12 protein-coding genes are annotated in these 16,653 nt (G+C 55.6%); 8 read left to right on the plus strand and 4 right to left on the minus strand.

Annotation, left to right across the window (positions count from 1 at the left end):
• Nucleotides 1–102: 102 nt before the first annotated feature.
• Entirely contained in the window at nt 103–2,016 is a 1,914-nt protein-coding gene (gene iolC / locus ACIP6T_RS21770; protein ID WP_400458874.1) for a 5-dehydro-2-deoxygluconokinase, read from the minus strand.
• 548 nt (nt 2,017–2,564) lie between these two features.
• On the opposite strand from iolC, the gene iolD reads away from it, so the two are divergent.
• From iolD to iolE, 3 genes are all read left to right on the plus strand, one after another.
• Complete coding sequence (iolD, locus tag ACIP6T_RS21775; RefSeq protein ID WP_097095766.1) at nt 2,565–4,499, plus strand: 3D-(3,5/4)-trihydroxycyclohexane-1,2-dione acylhydrolase (decyclizing); 1,935 nt, start codon at nt 2,565–2,567, stop codon at nt 4,497–4,499.
• Between the two features lie 72 nt (nt 4,500–4,571).
• Complete coding sequence (locus ACIP6T_RS21780) at nt 4,572–5,585, plus strand: Gfo/Idh/MocA family protein (protein WP_097095767.1); 1,014 nt, start codon at nt 4,572–4,574, stop codon at nt 5,583–5,585.
• Nucleotides 5,586–5,650: 65 nt separating this feature from the next.
• Nucleotides 5,651–6,547, plus strand: a complete 897-nt coding sequence (gene iolE / locus ACIP6T_RS21785) for a myo-inosose-2 dehydratase (protein WP_097095768.1) — start codon at nt 5,651–5,653, stop codon at nt 6,545–6,547.
• A 133-nt stretch (nt 6,548–6,680) separates the two neighbouring features.
• Here iolE and glpD read toward each other — a convergent pair whose 3' ends face one another.
• A complete protein-coding gene (gene glpD / locus ACIP6T_RS21790; protein WP_097095770.1) occupies nt 6,681–8,189 on the minus strand; it encodes a glycerol-3-phosphate dehydrogenase in 1,509 nt (502 codons plus the stop codon).
• 360 nt (nt 8,190–8,549) lie between these two features.
• Here glpD and glpE point away from each other — a divergent pair, with 360 nt between their 5' ends.
• The 5 genes from glpE to malQ all read left to right on the plus strand — a co-directional run bounded on the left by glpE (nt 8,550) and on the right by malQ (nt 15,269).
• Entirely contained in the window at nt 8,550–8,876 is a 327-nt protein-coding gene (glpE, locus tag ACIP6T_RS21795) for a thiosulfate sulfurtransferase GlpE (protein ID WP_097095771.1), read from the plus strand.
• A gap of 38 nt (nt 8,877–8,914) precedes the next feature.
• The gene (gene glpG, locus ACIP6T_RS21800; protein ID WP_345829944.1) at nt 8,915–9,739 is read left to right on the plus strand and encodes a rhomboid family intramembrane serine protease GlpG; all 825 of its coding nucleotides are present in this window, start codon (nt 8,915–8,917) and stop codon (nt 9,737–9,739) included.
• A 42-nt stretch (nt 9,740–9,781) separates the two neighbouring features.
• Complete coding sequence (locus ACIP6T_RS21805; RefSeq protein WP_008107931.1) at nt 9,782–10,540, plus strand: DeoR/GlpR family transcriptional regulator; 759 nt, start codon at nt 9,782–9,784, stop codon at nt 10,538–10,540.
• Nucleotides 10,541–10,723: 183 nt separating this feature from the next.
• Nucleotides 10,724–13,129: a maltodextrin phosphorylase gene (malP, locus tag ACIP6T_RS21810; protein ID WP_400458878.1), complete on the plus strand. Its 2,406-nt coding sequence runs from the start codon at nt 10,724–10,726 to the stop codon at nt 13,127–13,129.
• Nucleotides 13,130–13,211: 82 nt separating this feature from the next.
• Complete coding sequence (gene malQ, locus ACIP6T_RS21815; protein ID WP_400458880.1) at nt 13,212–15,269, plus strand: 4-alpha-glucanotransferase; 2,058 nt, start codon at nt 13,212–13,214, stop codon at nt 15,267–15,269.
• A 38-nt stretch (nt 15,270–15,307) separates the two neighbouring features.
• Here the strand turns inward: malQ and nfuA are convergent, their stop codons facing one another.
• Together nfuA and gntX are read right to left on the minus strand one after the other, a co-directional pair.
• A complete protein-coding gene (gene nfuA, locus ACIP6T_RS21820) occupies nt 15,308–15,883 on the minus strand; it encodes a Fe-S biogenesis protein NfuA (RefSeq protein ID WP_007892316.1) in 576 nt (191 codons plus the stop codon).
• A 58-nt stretch (nt 15,884–15,941) separates the two neighbouring features.
• Nucleotides 15,942–16,619, minus strand: a complete 678-nt coding sequence (gntX, locus tag ACIP6T_RS21825) for a DNA utilization protein GntX (RefSeq protein WP_400458882.1) — start codon at nt 16,617–16,619, stop codon at nt 15,942–15,944.
• Nucleotides 16,620–16,653 lie beyond the last annotated feature (34 nt).

Below are 16,653 nucleotides of genomic sequence, written 5' to 3' on the forward strand. Positions count from 1 at the left end.
CAGTTCCTTCTCCCGCCAGCGGGAGAAGGTTAGGATGAGGGCCAACGCGCACAATGTAAAAAAAGCGGCCATCGGCCGCTTCTCTGATGCTAATTCAACAGTTTAACCGCGCACCGCGCGCCAGTAGCCGATCAGGCGCAGATAATTGCCTTTCACGGTTTCGATCAGCGCCTTGTCGTCCAGTTCGCCCTGCAGCCACTGGCGTGACGGCTGGCCGAAGATAGTGCGACCTACCGCAAAACCTTTCACCCATGGCGCTTGCGCCGCCGCCGCAAAACCGGCTTTCAGCGTCTCTTCTGGTGCATCCAGACCCAGTAGCAGAATGCCGCGGCAGTGCGGATCGTTTTGCTCGATCAAGCCGCTGATGGACTGCCAGCTCTCCGCGGACAGCGGCGGCAGTTTCCACCAGTCCGGCTGAATACCCAGGCTGTAGAAGTGGCTCAGCATATCGTAATAGTAAGACTCTTTCCGGTCCGGATTACTTTCCGGCAGAATCACTTCCAGCAGCAGTTCGTGACCGCTTTTATTGCAGCCTTTCCACACATCCAGCACCAGATCATCCTGCTCTTTACGCAGTTCCGCGCTGTCATGCGGATGGTAGAACACCAGGCATTTCACTACGTGTTCGGCCGGCCAGTCGACCAGCTGCGAACCAATATTGCCGTGCTCGAGGCGCAGCGGGCGGGAACTTGGCAGCTCGATGGGGCGACCAATCCACCAGTTTTTACCGGTAATCGCGTTCAGCGCTTTCTGGCCATAGGTGGTATCCGCGAGGATGCCGCTTTTCTGATGCAAACCTGCCTCATTTGCCGCTTCTTCAGCGGCGTGCAGCAGCAGCAGTTTCAGCTGTGGAATGCGCTCTTCGCTGACGCCCGCTTCGCGCGCCATATCGGCCAGCTGCTTGCGGTGGTCAAAGGCGAACACATTCAGCTCGGGCCACTGCTGCTTACGTGTCGTCACGCGGTGTAAATGATTCAGGCGTGGATCGAGATCCGGGCGCTTCACGTCGTTATCGCGGCGAAGGAAATCATCCAGCTCTTCTTTGGTTGGCATCGCTGGCGCGCAGCCGTGGCGGGAAACCACCAGTGCCCCACAGGCGTTTGCGTAACGGCACGCCTGCTCCCAGCTTTCGTCGTTTAGCCAGCCGCGCAGCAGGCCAGACATAAAGGCATCGCCCGCGCCAAGTACATTCAGCACTTCCACGCGCACGCCGCTCTGTAATGTGGTCTGTTCCCAGCTATCTGGGATCTCGCCCTCAAATACCACGCAGCCCAGCGGGCCACGTTTGCACACCAGCGTTGCCTGGCTCGATTTACGCACGTTTTTCAGCGCGGTCAAGGTATCGGTGCTGCCACCGGCAATATGAAACTCTTCTTCCGTTCCCACCACCAAATCGAAATAGTGCAGGACTTCCTGCAACTGTTGCGTTACTTCGCCCGATTCAATGAAACGCGTTTCACCGTCGCCGAGTGAGGTCAGGCCCCACAGGACCGGGCGATAATCGATATCCAGTGCGGTACGCAGCCCGTTACGTCGGGCGATATCCAGCGCCTTCAATACTGCGGCACGGGTTTGCGGGTGTGACAAGTGCGTGCCGGTAACGGCGACCGCACGTGAGGAGGTGATAAACTCTTCTTTAATATCTTCCGGCACCAGGCCCATATCGGCGCAGTTATCACGGTAGAAAATTAGCGGGAAGGTCTCTTCATCTTTAATCCCAAGAATCACCAGACCCGTCAGGCGATGCTTGTCCGTGATCAAACCGTCGGTGTTGCAGCCTGCCCGCTGCAGCTCTTCACGTAAAAAGCGGCCATTATGCTCGTCACCTACGCGCGCCAGCATGGCAGACTTCAGGCCCTGAATAGCCGTGCCGTAGGCCACGTTGCCAGAAGATCCACCCAGATATTTATTGAAGCTGGTCATATCTTCCAGACGTGATCCAATTTGCTGACCGTAGAGGTCGACGGCGATGCGTCCAATACAAATCACATCAAGCCGCTTCTGTTGTGTACTCATACCTATTGTTTCCTTCTGTGATAAGCAGACACTGCGGGCGCTGCCGCCCATCATCGAGCGCTTTGCTTCCGGGTTCTCAAGGTGCCTGATTGGCTTTTACGCAGTATGAGGAATAAAAATTCCAAACACAATATGAAATGAAACGTCCGTCGCGATTTTGTGAGCCAGGTAAAACTCTGACAAAGGTGTAATACAGCAGGTGTTAAGCGCTGAATTCCAGCGATACTCGGGCTTGTGAGCCAGGTCTCAGGAAAAGAGCGATAAATCAAGGAAGCTACTGAAGTGAAATGAAATTTCGTTATGGCCGTTAAATAACCTTTTACCGTTCCACTTTCCTCCCTTTGCTCGCCCTGAAAGCGTTCGTTTCATCGCTGAATTTGATCTCTATCGCAAAATGAAATGTTTCTTCTGTAATCGTATTTAATGAAAAAAATATTTGTTTATAATCGCCACACGTTTCACTTAATCCGCGGGCGCCGTAAGCGGCAGTTGTTACCCGAACCGCGATGTACCTCACCACAGGTACCAGCATGTAAAGGAAGAAGCATATGGGCACAATCAGACTCACCACGGCACAGGCGCTGGTAAAATTTCTGGATAACCAGTACCTGAACGTTGACGGCGTGGAAACCAAATTCGTGAAAGGCATTTTTGCCATTTTCGGTCACGGTAACGTGCTGGGATTGGGCCAGGCGCTGGAGCAGGATAGCGGCGATCTGGTGGTGCATCAGGGCCGTAATGAGCAGGGCATGGCGCACGCGGCGATTGGGTTTGCCAAACAGTCGCTGCGTCGTCAGATTATTGCCTGTACTTCTTCCGTTGGACCAGGTGCTGCCAACATGATCACCGCCGCCGCCACGGCCACGGCCAACCGCATTCCTTTACTGCTGCTGCCGGGCGATGTGTTTGCTACGCGCCAACCCGATCCGGTATTGCAGCAGATCGAACAGAGCCACGATCTCAGCATCAGCACCAACGACGCGTTTCGCGCGGTGAGCAAATACTGGGACCGCGTAAGCCGCCCAGAGCAGCTGATGACCGCGTGCATTAATGCCCTGCGCGTACTGACCGATCCAGCCGAAACCGGCGCGGTAACCCTCGCGCTGCCGCAGGACGTACAGGCTGAAGCCTGGGATTTCCCGGAATACTTCTTCCAGAAGCGGGTGCATCGTCTGGATCGCCGTTTGCCCACGGCTGCACAGTTGGGCGATGCGTTGGCGCTGATTGCGCGTAAACACAAGCCGCTGATCGTTGTCGGTGGCGGTTTGAAATACTCCGACGCCGGTGATGCGCTGCTGAAATTCGCCGAGCGCTTCAACATTCCTTTTGCCGAAACCCAGGCCGGTAAAGGCACCATCGTTTCCGATCATCCGTTGAATGTGGGCGGCGTGGGTGAAACCGGCTGTCTGGCAGCGAATCTGCTGGCGAAAGAGGCCGATCTGGTGATTGGCATCGGTACGCGTTACACCGATTTCACCACCGCCTCAAAATGGATTTTCCAGAATCCGGACGTCAGCTATCTGAATCTTAATGTCAGCAACTTTGATAGCTACAAGCTGGATGCGGTACAGCTGCTGGCGGATGCGCGTGAAGGTTTAACGGCGCTGGAAAGCGGGCTGAAAGGGTTTGAAAATCATTGGGGCGACCAGATTGAACTGTCGCAAAGTAAACTGCTGAAAGAGACGCAGCGCGTTTATGCCGCGACCTATAACAGCGACGATTTCATTCCTGAAATCGCCGATCACGCCGATCGTGAAGCGTTGTTTGCTGAGTTCGAACGCCTGACGCAATCGGTGCTGACGCAGAGCAGCGTGCTGGGCACCTTAAACGAGCAGCTCCCAAAGGATGCGGTGATTGTGGCTGCAGCGGGCAGTCTGCCGGGCGATCTGCAACGCGTGTGGCGCACCAAAGATTACAACTCGTACCACGTTGAGTACGGCTACTCCTGCATGGGCTATGAAGTGAACGCCGCGCTGGGCGTGAAGCTGGCGCAGCCGCAGCGTGAAGTTTACGTCATGGTCGGCGACGGTTCGTTCATGATGCTGCACTCCGAGCTGGTCACCTCGATTCAGGAAGGGGCCAAAATCAACGTCGTGCTGCTGGATAACATGACCAACGGTTGTATTAACAACCTGCAGATGGAGCACGGCATGGACAGCTTCACCACCGAGTTCCGCTTCCGTAATCCGGAAGGCGGCAAGCTGGATGGCGGCTTTGTGCCGGTGGACTTTGCGGCGATTGCCGGCGGTTACGGCTGCAAAACCTATCGCATCACCACGCTGGAGCAGCTGGAAGCGGCGCTGATTGATGCGCAGAAGCAGACGGTTTCAACGCTGTTCGACATCAAAGTGCTGCCAAAAACCATGGTGCACAAGTACTTCAGCTGGTGGCATGTGGGCGTGGCGCAAACCTCAACCTCGACCCGCACGCAGGAAGTGGCCGACAACCTTAACGTGCATATCGAACAGGCGCGTAAGTACTAAATCCTCTTTAAGGCCGGGGTTCTCCGGCCTTGTTTCTCTTAATGTATCCGAACGAACTCTACAGGTGTAATTATGACGCTAAAACTCGGTGTAATTGGTACCGGTGCAATTGGTCAGGAACACATTCGTCGCTGCAATAACGTCTTGCAGGGTGCGAAAGTGGTGGCGGTTTCTGATATCAACGTGGAAGGTGCGCGTGCGGCGCTGCAACGTCTGAATATCGAAGCCGAGGTGTATCAGGATGGCCATCAGGTGATCAACTCGCCCGAAGTTGATGCCGTGCTGGTGACTTCCTGGGATCCGACCCACGAAGAGTTCACGCTGGCCGCCATTGCTGCGGGCAAACCGGTGTTCTGTGAGAAGCCGCTGGCGCTGAGCGCGGAAGGCTGCCGTCGCATTGTCGATGCGGAGATCAAACACGGTAAACGTCTGGTGCAGGTGGGCTTTATGCGCCCGTACGATTCCGGCTATCGCGCGCTGAAAAAAGTGATTACCGACGGTGAAATCGGTGAACCGTTAATGTTGCACTGCGCGCACCGCAACCAGAGCGTTGGCGAGAATTACACCACCGACATGGCGATTACTAACACGCTGATTCACGAGCTGGATGTGCTGCGCTGGCTGACGGAAGACGATTACAAAACCGTGCAGGTGGTGTTCCCGCGTACCACGTCGAAATCCCACGCCAAACTGAAAGATCCGCAAATCGTGCTGTTCGAAACGCAGAAAGGCATCCGCATTGATGTCGAGATTTTCGTCAACTGTGCATACGGCTACGACATCCAATGTGAAGTGGTGGGTGAAGAGGGCATCGCTAAGCTGCCTGAGCCTTCGGCGATTCAAACGCGCAAAAACGCGCGCCTCGGTACACCCTTGCTGACGGATTGGAAAGATCGCTTCATCGATGCCTACGACGTTGAGCTGCAGGCGTTCATTAATGACGTGAAGAGTGGCGAGCTGACCGGTCCTTCGGCCTGGGATGGCTTTGCTGCCTCCGTGGCCGCCGATGCCTGCCAGAAAGCGCAGAACAGCGGTGCGATTGAGCCGGTTACCATGCCGCCACGTCCGGATTTCTACGCTAAATAACTGAGCCGTTTGCGCATAATCTCCGGCGGCTAAGGGCCGCCTCTGAGTGGATCAGGGAACTGAAGATGAACCAAGACAACGTAAAACTGGCGATTGCGCCAATCGGTTGGACCAACGACGATATGCCGGAGCTGGGCAGTGAAAACACCTTCCAGCAAACCGTCAGTGAAATGGCGCTGGCAGGCTTTACCGGTAGCGAAGTGGGCAGCAAATACCCGCGCGATCCGGCGATCCTTAAGCCAATGCTGGATATCCGTGGTATTCAGATTTGTAACGCGTGGTTCAGCACTTTCTTTGCCAACGGCGACAAAGCAAAAACCATCGACGAATTCACCAATCACATGAATTTTCTGTATGAGATGGGCGCGCGCGTGATTGGCTGCTCTGAGCAGAGCAAAAGTATTCAGGGCACCACGCTCGCCGTGCTGGAGCAGAAGCCGATTTTCACCGATGAAGAGTGGCGATTGACGGCGGAAGGCTACAACGAGTTGGCCGAGATCGCCGCGCAGAAAGGTATGCGCTTAACGCTGCACCATCACATGGGCACCGGTATCCAGACCCCCGCCGAAATCGATCGCTTTATGGAATCGACGAATGAGAATGTCGGCCTGCTGTATGACACCGGCCACATCTACTATTCCGAAGGTTCACAGCAGGCGATGCTGGACGTGCTGACCAAATATCTGCCGCGTATTTTCCACGTGCATCTTAAAGACGTGCGCGACAGCGTGGTTGCGGAAGTGCGCGAAAAATCGTTGTCGTTCCTCGATGGCGTGAAGAAGGGTACCTTTACCGTGCCGGGCGACGGTGTGATTGATTTCAAGCCGGTGTTCAAAATCCTCGATGATTACGGCTATAAAGGCTGGATGGTGGTGGAAGCTGAACAGGATCCGGCGCTGGCTAACCCGTTCGAATATGCGGTGAAAGCGCGTAAATATATTCGTGAGAATGCGGGGCTTTAAGTTTAACGACGCGCAATAAATTGCGCCGCTACAGCAATGTGCATGCATTTGTAGCGGCGCGATTTATCGCGCTGAATGGCATAAAAAAAAGCCGTGATCCTCTGCAGGATAACGGCCTTTTATTTGGCTCGGATTATGACGCCAACGACAGCGCCGGTTTCTGCGCGTTGACCGCCAGCCATTCGCGAATACGCGCCTGTTCCGCTTCGCTCAGCCACATACCTTGTTTGGTACGACGCCAAATTGCATCATCCAGCTCGCGCACCCACTCGTTTTTCACCAGATATCGCAGCTCGGCTTCGTAGAACTCATGCCCAAAGTTCTCACCCAAATCATCAATGCTCTTCGCGCCTTCCAGCAGCACTTCGGTACGGCTGCCGTAAGTGCGGGCAAAGTGACGCGCCATGCCTTCGCTGATAAACGGATAGCGACGACGCAGGCCCGCGGCGTAATCTTCACGCGTACCGGAGAAATCACCACCCGGCAATACCGCGCTTTTGGTCCAGGCCGGGCCAATATTCGGGTAATACTTGGTCAGTTTCTCCAGCGCGTGCTCCGCCAGTTTGCGATAGGTCGTCAGCTTGCCGCCGAACACCGACAGCAGCGGCGCCTGACCATTGTCGTCATGTACATCCAGCGTGTAGTCGCGGGTGATGGCCTGCGGAGAATCCGATTCATCATCGCACAGCGGGCGCACGCCCGAGTAAGTCCAGACGATGTCATCTTTGCTCAGCTGCTGCTTGAAGTGTCCGTTAAACACTTTCAGCAGGTAGCTGATTTCATTGTCATCGATCTTCACATTTTTCGGATCGCCTTTGTACTCCACGTCAGTAGTACCGATGATGGAGAACTCATCCATCCACGGAATCACAAACACGATACGGTTGTCTTCGTTTTGCAGGATATAGGCCTGCTTTTCGCGATGGACGCGCGGCACTACAATGTGACTGCCCTTGATGAGGCGAATGCCGTACGGCGATTTCAGCTTCAGGCCGTCGTCGAAGAATTCTTTCACCCACGGACCGGCGGCATTGACTAAACCTTTCGCGCGCCAGGTGTACGTTTTGCCGCTATCAATATCTTCGGCCTCCACCATCCACAAACCGCCTTCGCGCCAGGCGCGGGTCACGCGGGTACGCGTGCGCACTTCGCCGCCCTGTTTCTCCACTTCCTGCGCGTTGAGCACCACCATGCGTGCATCATCAACCCAGCAGTCAGAATATTCGAAACCGCGCGTGATTTCCGGCTTGAGGGCCGAATCCGCGCCAAAACGCAGGCTTTTACTGCCCGGCAGCGTAGTACGTTTGCCCAGGCGGTCATACATGAACAGGCCCATGCGGATCATCCACGCCGGGCGCAGGTGCGGACGATGCGGCAGACGGAAGCGCATTGGGAAAGCGATATGCGGTGCCATCTTCAGCAGCACTTCACGCTCGGCTAAGGCTTCGCCTACCAGGCGGAATTCATAGTGTTCAAGGTAGCGCAGGCCACCGTGAATCAGCTTTGAGCTGTTGGAGGAGGTTGCACAGGCCAAATCCCGCGCCTCCAGCATCAGCACCGACAGTCCGCGTCCTGCAGCGTCCACTGCAATGCCGGCTCCGTTAATGCCGCCGCCGATCACGATCAGGTCTTTGGTTTCCACGTCATCTCCTCCGATGTTCGGAATAGTTCTAAAATGTTCGTTTTCGAGCGTAATAATAATCGGAAACCAACATCGATGCCAGCGGTTAACTGAATAAAAACATTTTTGCGTGATATAGCTAACATTCCGACAGGAAAAAAATCACATAACGACAGGACTTGTCAGGTTATCGCGACCGATTCTCAGGTTAAACTAGGCGCTAATTGTGTAATGCTTGGTAGTTAAGACGGTTAGGTCGTCATAAATGGCGCCCCTACAACCTCCGCATCGAGCAGTCGTAGGGGCGCCATTTATGGCAACCTGGCACCAACACCGGCGATTTTATCAACCGCTAATTGTGACGAAGTAATGAGAGACACCATGGAAACCTTCGAGTGTATTAATGTCCTGCAGGCGCAAGAGCATCTGGCACAAGGTGCGCAGCTGGTGGATATCCGCGATCCGCAAAGCTTTATGATGGGCCATGCCGCCGGTGCGCAGCATCTCACCAACGACAACCTGGCGGACTTTATCGCCAAAGCTAATCAGGATTTACCGGTACTGGTAATGTGCTATCACGGTAACAGCAGCAAAGGCGCGGCGCAGTTCCTGCTGGGCCAGGGATTTAACGCTGCATACAGCATTGACGGCGGATTTGACGCCTGGCGGGCGGCATTCCCGGCGCAGGTTGCTATCGGCGACGCGTAAGCCCATCGCATAAGCATAAGGAAGGAGAGCACCGCATGATGCGCATCACCCAGTTTAATAATCCGCGCATGGCGCAGGCGTTTGTCGACTACATGGCGACGCGCGGCGTAACGCTACGTATTGAACGCGAAAGCCACTTTGTCATTATGTTGGATGATGAAAGTAAGCTTGAGATGGTCGAAAACGAACTCGCGCAATTTGTGCGCGATCCCAACCATCCACGCTATCTGGCTGCCAGCTGGCACAGCGGCAATACCGAAAGTGGTTTGCGCTACGAGCGCACCAACCTTTGGGGCAACATTCGGGAACGCGCAGGTCCGCTCACCATGACCATCATGATTGCCTGCATCGTGGTGTTTATTCTGATGCAGATCGTCGGCGATGATGTGGCGTTGGACTGGCTGGCGTGGCCGGCGGATTCGTCGCAATATTTCCAGGTGTGGCGCTGGTTCAGCCATGCGCTGCTGCATTTCTCGCTGCTGCATATCCTCTTCAACCTGATGTGGTGGTGGTATCTCGGCGGTGCGGTTGAAAAGCGCCTCGGCAGCGGCAAGCTGTTTGTGATTATGCTGATATCCGCGCTGTTAACCGGCTGGATGCAGGCCAAGTTTAGCGGCGTGCTGTTTGGTGGCTTATCTGGCGTGGTGTATGCGCTGATGGGATACTGCTGGCTGCGCGGTGAGCGCGATCCCGACAGTGGCATTTACCTGGAACGCGGCCTGATGGGCTTCGCGGTGGTGTGGTTGGTCATTGGTTTTTACGGCGCATTTGGTCTGGCGATTGCCAATGCGGCGCACGTTACCGGTTTGCTGGTGGGTCTAGCGATGGCCTTTGTTGATACGCGCAAGATCGCGCGTCGTTAGCAGTAGCAATAAAAAAAGCGGCTACGAGCCGAGGAGAGAGATGTGAAGCAGACGCAACGTCATGACGCCATTATCGATCTGGTCCGGCGTCAGGGATATGTCAGCACGGAAGAGCTGGTGGATCACTTTGAGGTCAGCCCGCAAACCATTCGGCGTGATCTGAACGATCTGGCCGATCAAAACAAAATCATGCGTCATCACGGTGGAGCGGCGCTACCGTCCAGCTCCGAGAACACCGCCTGGCAGGATCGTAAGATGATGTGGTCAGCGGAGAAAGCGCGCATCGCCGAGCGGGTAGCGAGCCAAATTCCCGATGGCGCCACGCTATTTATCGATATCGGCACCACGCCGGAAGCGGTGGCGCATGCGCTGCTTAATCACAACAATCTGCGCGTTGTGACCAACAACCTCAACGTGGCGATTCTGCTGATGGCGAAACCGGATTTCCGCGTGATCATCGCCGGTGGTGAAGTGCGCACGCGCGACGGCGGCATCATGGGCGAAGCGACGCTGGACTTCATCTCACAATTTCGCCTCGATTACGGCATTCTCGGCATTAGCGGCATTGATATGGACGGTTCATTGCTGGAGTTCGATTATCACGAGGTCCGCACCAAACGTGCCATTATCGAGAATTCGCGCTGCGTAATGCTGGTGGTGGATCACTCCAAATTTGGCCGCAACGCGATGGTTAATCTGGGTAATATGAGCCTGATTGATTACATGTATACCGATCAAAGCCCGCCCGCTAGCGTGCTGAAAGTGATTGAACAGCACGAAGTTCATCTGGAACTTTGTTGATGTTGCATAACCCGGTCGCCATGAGTGGCGGCCCTACGATGTAGCGTGCGCATTTATGCGCACCGTTTTTTTTCTTAACACGCGCATTTCCCTGTCGCTTTTTTCCGCCCCCGCAGCTTTACTTATCCATTCACCTCTTGCGCTCGCCCCGGCTTTACCGTTAACGGACACGAAGGGATTGATATGTCGCAGCAAAAATTCAATAAAACACGTTTCGACGCCGCACTGACTCGTCATTGGCAACACCTTGGACTCGCTTCCGCCCAGCAAATGACGCCGCACCAATGGTGGCAGGCGCTGAGCAGCGTGCTGGCGGAAATGCTGGCCACGCAGCCGCCCGCGCCGCCAAAGCAAGGACAACGCCACGTCAATTATTTGTCGATGGAGTTTTTGATTGGTCGCCTGACGGGAAACAACTTGCTCAATCTTGGCTGGTACAACGACGTGCAGGCCGCGCTGGCGGAACATCACATTGAACTGAGCGAGCTGCTGGAAGAGGAGATCGACCCCGCGCTCGGCAACGGCGGATTGGGGCGCTTAGCCGCCTGCTATATGGATTCGATGGCCACCGTCGGCCAGGCTGCGATGGGCCACGGCCTCAATTATCAATATGGTTTGTTTCGCCAAACCTTCGAAGATGGCCAGCAACGAGAGGCACCGGACGACTGGCAGCGTGATCGCTATCCGTGGTTCCGTTATAACGCCGCGCTGGATGTGCAGGTCGGTATCGGCGGGAAGGTGAAAGAAAACCACGACGGCAGCATTATTTGGCGACCTAACATCCTGCTGAAAGGAGAAGCCTGGGATCTGCCGGTGGTGGGCTATCGTAACGGCATTACGCTGCCGCTGCGATTGTGGAAAGCCAGTAGTGCGCAGCCGTTCGATCTCACGCTATTCAATAACGGCCAATTCCTGCAGGCCGAGCAGCAAGGTATTGAGGCCGATAAGCTGACCAAGGTGCTCTATCCCAATGATAATCATGCGGAAGGTAAACGCCTGCGTTTAATGCAGCAATATTTTCAGTGCGCCTGTGCGGTGGGCGATATCCTGCGCCGCCACCATCTCGCCGGGCATGCCATCCGCAGCTTGCCCGATTTTGAAGTGATTCAGCTGAACGACACGCATCCGACTATCGCTATTCCAGAGATGCTGCGCGTATTGCTGGATGAACATCAACTGAGCTGGGATGATGCCTGGCATATCACCAGCCGTACTTTTGCCTATACCAATCACACATTGATGCCCGAAGCGCTGGAGCGCTGGGATGAGCGATTGGTGCGCGACGTGCTGCCGCGCCATATGTTAATTATCAAAGAGATTAATCGCCGCCTGAAGAAAAGGGTGAAGAAGCAGTGGCCGGATGATAGAGCGATGTGGCACAAGCTGGCGGTGGTGGCGGAAGGTCAGGTGCGCATGGCGAATTTGTGCGTGGTGAGCTGCTTCGCGGTGAACGGCGTCGCGGCGCTGCACTCCGAGCTGGTGGTAAAAGATCTGTTTCCGGAATATCACCAGCTGTGGCCAAACAAATTCCATAACGTTACCAATGGCATTACGCCGCGTCGCTGGTTAAAGCAGTGTAATCCGCTATTGTCGACGCTGATTGATGACAACTTGCAGGTGGAGTGGGCGAACGATCTTGATGCGCTGGCATGGCTCGCACCGTTTGCCAAAAAGAAAGCGTTTCGCCAGCAGTTCCGCACCATCAAGCAGCAGAACAAGCTGCGCCTAACGGTGTATATCAAACGTGTTACGGGCATTGATATCAATCCGGATGCGCTGTTCGATGTGCAGATCAAGCGGCTCCATGAGTACAAACGCCAGCACCTCAGTTTGCTGCATATGCTGCACTGCTATCGCCAGCTGCGAGATCATCCCGATAACCCCGATTTCGTGCCGCGCGTGTTTATCTTTAGTGCCAAAGCGGCGCCCGGCTATTACCTCGCCAAAAATATCATTTATGCCATTAACCACGTGGCGCAGGTGATCAACAACGATCCGTGCGTTGGCGATCGTCTGAAAGTGGTGTTTATTCCGGATTACCGCATTACCGCGGCGGAGTTGATCATTCCAGCTGCCGATCTCTCTGAGCAAATTTCTACTGCCGGTTACGAGGCTTCCGGCACCGGCAATATGAAGCTGGCGCTCAACGGTGCGCTGACCATTGGCACGCTGGACGGTGCCAATGTGGAGATTGCGCAAGCGGTGGGCGAGAAGAATATCTTCATCTTCGGCAATAGCGTGGAGGAAGTGAAGGCGCTAAAGGCGGGAGGCTACAGCCCGAAAAAGCTGCGTAAACAGAATCCTTATCTGGATGGTTTGCTGAAAGAGCTGGAGAAGGGCAAGTTCAGCGAGGGTGATAAGCACGCATTTGACCTGATGTTGCAGAGCCTGACGAAGGACGGCGATCCCTGGCTGGTGCTGGCTGATTTCGATGCCTATATTGCCGCGCAGCAGCAGGTAGAAGCGTTGTGGAAAAATCAGGATGCCTGGACGCGCGCGGCGATCATGAATACCGCGCACACCGGCCGCTTTAGTTCTGACCGCTCAATACGTGATTACCAGCAGTTGATTTGGCAGGCGGCAAGATAATCGATATTCCGGTCGCCATGAATGGCGACCCTACCAATTCCGTAGGGTGCGCATTTATGCGCACCTTGTTGAAGGAGAAAGGATGACGCTCAATAAGTTGGATCAGGCGGCACAGGATGCAGGCATTGCGCTGCGCTTTATCAACGCGCATGGCGAGCCTGAAACCATCAGCGATGCCACCAAACGCGCGCTGCTGGCGGTAATGGAAACGCCCAGCGGCAAAGCGCCACCGCTGCCGCCGGTGCAGGTGTTTGCCGCCCGCGCCAAACGTCAACTCACGCCGCAGGGCCGCGGGGCGTTTTCCTGGCAGCTTGAAACCGAGCAGGGCAAACAGTTCAGCGGGGATGTGCAGGGCGGCGAAGTGCTCACGCTGCCGCCGCGCCTGCCGCAGGGCTATCATCAGCTGACTCTGCATAAAGGCCGCCAGCAGTGGCAAACGCGCATCATCATTGCGCCGCGGCGCTGCTATCTGCCCGAACCGCTCGAGCAGGGCGAAAAACGCTGGGGCGCGCTGGTGCAGCTCTATACGCTGCGTTCAGAAAATAATTGGGGCATTGGCGATTTCGGTGATTTGAAGTTGATGCTGGAACAGATTGCTGCACACGGTGGCGATTTTGTTGGCCTCAATCCGCTGCACGCGCTCTATCCGTCACTGCCGGAACATGCCAGCCCGTACAGTCCAACCTCGCGGCGCTGGCTTAACGTGTTGTATATCGACATCAATCAGCTGGAGGATTTCCAACACAGCAAAGAGGGCCAGCGCTGGTGGAAAAGTGCCAAAACGCGCAAAGCACTCGAGCGCGCGCGCGCCAGCGAGTTTGTTGATTACAGCGCGGTCGCCGAGCTGAAATTAGCCGCGCTGCGTTTTGCCTGGCAAAACTATCAGCCACGCGCAGCAGACGACGCCGATTTCCAGCAGTTTATCCTTGAGGGTGCCGGGCATTTACGCTATCAGGCCGCCTTTGATGGCATTCTCGCCGAGCGCAGCCAGCAGCACCCCGATGAATGGGGATGGGCAAACTGGCCGGAAGGCTGGCGCAATGCGTTGTTGCCTGAGGTTCAGCAGTGGTGTGCTGAGCATGAAGCGGAGATCCAGTTCTGGAGCTGGCTACAATGGCTGGCGCAGCAGCAGTTCGCTGCCTGCTGGCAGCGCAGCCAGCAGCTCGGCATGGCGGTAGGTTTGTACCGTGATTTAGCGGTCGGCGTGGCGCAGGGCAGCGCAGAAACCTGGCAAGATCCGGAACTCTACAAGCTTGGCGCATCGGTGGGCGCACCGCCGGATCGCCTCGGACCGCAGGGGCAAAACTGGTGTTTACCGCCGCTCGATCCGCATGTGATGCGCGCGCGCGGTTATCAGCCATTTATCGACCTGCTGCGCGCCAATATGCGCGACTGCGGCGCATTGCGTATCGATCACGTCATGGCGCTGCTGCGATTGTGGTGGATTCCCTACGGCGAAAGTGCCGATAAGGGGGCTTATGTGGCGTATCCGGTGCACGATCTGCTGGCGATCCTCGCGCTGGAGAGTCAGCGCCATCGCTGCATGGTGATCGGCGAAGATCTTGGCACAGTACCGCAAGAGATCGTCAGCCTGCTGCGCAACAGCGGCATTTTTTCCTGGAAAGTGTTGTTCTTCGAGCAGCACGGTGATGGCAGCTATCGCCAGCCGCAGGAGTATCCACGTCAGTCGATTGCCAGCGCCAGTACGCATGATTTACCAACGTTAGGCGGGTTCTGGCATGCAGATGATTTAACGCTGGGTGACAAGCTGGGTATCTATGCTGGCGACGGCGTGCTGCAATCTCTCCAGCAACAGCGGGTGAAGCAAAAGCAAGCGCTGCTGGATGCACTGCATCAGGCCGGGGCGCTGCCTGCACGCAGCGGCAAGCGAGCTGATGGTTTGGCTTTATCTCCTGCGCTGACGTTGGCGTTTCACCGTTATTTGGCGCGCACCCATAGCGCACTACTTGGGTTGCAGCCGGAAGATTGGCTCGGCATGTCTTCGCCGGTCAATGTACCGGGCACAGTTAATGAATATCCTAATTGGCGTCGCAAGTTGAATGCCACGCTGGAAACGATGTTTACGCTTGAGGTGCAGAAGGTATTAAAAGCCGTAAATGAAAGGCGGAAAGCGGAGTAAAAACGCGCGGCAGCATCGGGTTGCTGCCGCGTGCTAAATCAGTAGTACGAGTGCTCACCGCGCTGGTGCTCGGTTAAATCGCGCACGCCTTTCAGCTCAGGGAAGGCTGCCAGCAGCTCTTTCTCGATGCCATCTTTCAGAGTGACGTCGATCATCGAACAACCGTTGCAGCCGCCGCCAAATTGCAGAATGGCGATGCCGTCATCGGTGATTTCCATCAGCGATACGCGACCGCCGTGGCCTGCCAGCTGCGGGTTAATCTGCGCTTGCAGCAGATATTCCACGCGCTCCACCATTGGCGCATCGTCAGAGACTTTACGCATTTTGGCGTTCGGTGCTTTCAGCGTTAGCTGAGAGCCGAGATTATCGGTGACAAAGTCGATTTCAGCGTCATCAAGGTATGGCGCGCTCAGTTCATCCACAAAGGCGGACAGTTTTTCGAACTTAAATTCCGTATCGGAAGCTTCTACTGCATCGGGTGGGCAGTAAGAAACACCGCATTCTGCGGTTGGCGTACCCGGATTAATGACGAATACGCGAATCTGAGTGCCATCTTCTTGTTTAGACAGCAATTTTGAGAAGTGCTCTTGCGCAGCATCAGTAATAACGATCATGGCGATTGCTCAATAGTTGACTAAATTACTTGGTTATAATACGCCCAACACCGACGCTCTACAAGGTACGGCACAGGCAACCAATGTGTACGCTGGCCGCGCCGTGCGCCAGCAGGATACGGCTAATTTCCGCTACGGTACTTCCGGTCGTCACAACATCGTCGATAAGCAGGATATGGCGCCCGCGCACCGGCATTTCAAGACAAAAGGCGCCGCGCAGGTTCTTTTTACGTGCGCTGGCGCTCAATGAGTGCTGCACCGCACCGTGGCGTAGACGTCGTATGCCTTCGCGATATTCACAGTTCAACCAGCGCGCCAGCGGTTTTGCCAGCAGCGCGGCCTGATTATAACCGCGTTGCCAGGCACGACGACGATGCAGCGGTACGCTCAACACCAAATCTACCTGCGGAAGCCGATTATCACGACGCATTGTTAACAATTTTAACAAAATCAGCCGCGCCAGCATCACCCTGAGTGCGGTTATGCGAGAAAACTTCAGCTGGTGTACCCAATCGCTTAGCGGCGGCAGGTAATCGCTCACGCAGCTCAGGCTTTGCCATGGCGGTGGATGACGAAGGCAGCGGCCGCATGCTTGCATGCCAGTGGCCGGTAATCCACAGCGTGGGCAGAGTGCAGGCAGACGCGGAATCTGTTGCACACAGCGGCTGCATAATCCGTGGCTGGCGATGCGCAGCGGCAAGCGGCATAGCCAACAGAGTACCGGCATTGGTAGCATAGCGACCTCCTTTTCACTTTTCCGGAGTGTAACC

It is taken from the genome of Pantoea sp. NPDC088449 (assembly GCF_044753225.1).
GTDB lineage: Bacteria > Pseudomonadota > Gammaproteobacteria > Enterobacterales > Enterobacteriaceae > Pantoea > Pantoea floridensis.